A 2,192-nucleotide genomic window follows, 5' to 3' on the forward strand; every position below is an offset into this window, starting at 1 on the left:
GTGTTGGAGTGGTTCCCGGTGACGGGTGCCGGGGCTGGGTCGGTTTCCTCGGTCGCGGTCCTGGGTGCCGATCCGTTCATGGTGCGGTCCGCCGTGCCTGGCGCCCTCGACTATCCGGACGTGGCGGCGTTCCTCGCGTCTGTGGACGCGGGTGGCCCTTTGCCGCAGTGCGCGGTCCTCACTCTCACCGCTCCCGACATCACCGATGTTCTCCGGTCCGCGCATGAACTCGCCGAGTATCTCCTCCTCAGCGTTCAGGCCTGGCTCGCCGACGACCGGCTGGAAAACGTCCCCCTCGTCGTCGTCACCCAGGGTGCGGTCAGCACCGGGCAGGGCCCGGACGACCCTGGTGTCACCGACCTGGCCGCCTCTGTCGTCTGGGGCCTCATCCGTACCGCGCAGACCGAACACCCCGACCGATTCATCCTCATCGACACAGACCCCGCCACCGACGAGACCGGCACGGACTGGAACACGCTCCTCACCCACGCCACCACCGGCACCGAACCCCAACTCACCCTCCGCAAAAACCGCATGTTCGGGCCCCGACTCAAGCGGGCCATACCGCACAAGGAGGAGACGGAGGCCGCCGTACTTGATCCGTCGGGCACCGTTCTGGTTACCGGCGGCACCGAAGGGCTCGGCCGGGAAGTGGCGCGTCACCTCGTCGCGCACCACGGCGTGCGCCACCTCGTGCTCACCGTAGGCGAGGCGGCCGTCGTAGACACGGAGGAACTGCGCACCGAACTCGCCGCCCTCGGCGCGCAGGTGAGGATCGCCGGCTGCGCCGCGGCCGACCGGTCCGCCCTAGTTGAGGTCCTGGCCGGCATCCCAGCGGAGCAGCCGCTCACGGCCGTCGTCCACGCGGTGGGCGAGGTCGCCGGCGGGCTTCTGGAGACGCTCAGCGCCGACCGGCTCGGCTATTTGCTGGACGCGCGCATCGCGGGCGCCGCGATCCTGCATGAACTCACCCGAGGCCTGGATCTCTCGGCATTCGTCGTCTTCTCGTCGGCGGCCGGTGTACTGGGCGGCGCCGGGTACGCGGGTCTGGCCGCTGCCGGAAGCTTTCTGGACGCTCTGGCCCGGCAGCGCCGTGCCCAGGGGCTGCCCGGGCTCTCCGTGGCCTGGGGTGCGCTTCGTGCGGAGGAGGGCGCGGGCGCGGCGGGAGGCGACGCGGCGCGACTGTCGCGCGAGGGCGCGGTGGCGCTGCCGGTCGAGGAGTGCCTCGCCCTGTTCGACGCGAGCCTGCGGTCGGGCACGGAGTTGACGGTCGCCACGCGTGTCGACGTACAGGTGCTGCGTGAGCGCGCGATGGCCGGTGTACTTTCGCCGGTCTGGTCCGGTCTGATCCGTACGCCGACGAAGCGTGCCGCCGTCTCGGACGGGGATTCTGGCCTGTCGCTGGCCCGCCGACTGCTCGCGCTCTCCGCAGCGGAGCGCAACCGGATGGTGCTGGACCTCGTCCGCGGACATGTCGCCACGATCCTTGGGCACGACACGCTGTCCAGCGTGGACGAGACCAGGGGCTTCCTCGACGCGGGCGTCGACTCGCTGACGGCGGTGGAACTGCGCAACCGGCTGTCCGCCGCCACGGGTCTCCAGCTTCCCGCCACCCTGGTCTTCGACTACCCGACCCCGGCAGCCCTGGCCCAGTACGTTGTCCTGCAGGTGCTCGGCACCACGGCCGCCCCCCAGCCGGCCGAGCCGTTCACGGCTGTCGCCACCACCGAACCGATCGCCGTGGTGGGCATCTCCTGCCGCTTCCCGGGCGGGGTGCGTTCCCCGGAGGATCTGTGGGACCTAGTGGCGGCCGGAATCGACGCCACCACGAACTTCCCGTCCGATCGGGGTTGGCCGGAGGATTTGTATGATCCGGATCCGGAGCGGTTGGGTAAGTCTTATGTTAGGCGTGGTGGTTTTCTGGATGATGTGGCCGGGTTTGATGCGGAGTTTTTCGGGATCTCGCCGCGTGAGGCGTTGGCGATGGATCCGCAGCAGCGGTTGTTGTTGGAGGTGTCCTGGGAGGTTCTGGAACGGGCCGGGTTGGATCCGCAGGCTCTCAGGGGGAGTCGGACCGGGGTGTTTGTCGGGGCCGGCACCTCCTCCTACATTTGCGACATGGAGGGTCTGCCGGAGAGCGTTGAAGGACACGCCTTCACTGGCAACACGTCGAGTGTGCTGTCGGGGCGGGT

The 2,192-nt window shown here is 69.5% G+C and carries 1 protein-coding gene; it reads left to right on the forward strand.

Features of this window, described 5'->3' with window-relative positions:
• Positions 1–78 precede the first annotated feature (78 nt).
• On the forward strand, positions 79–2,192 hold a 2,114-nt coding region (locus E0504_RS37345), incomplete at its 3' end, for a type I polyketide synthase (protein WP_131626788.1).

The sequence above is a fragment of the Parafrankia sp. BMG5.11 genome (assembly GCF_004337455.1).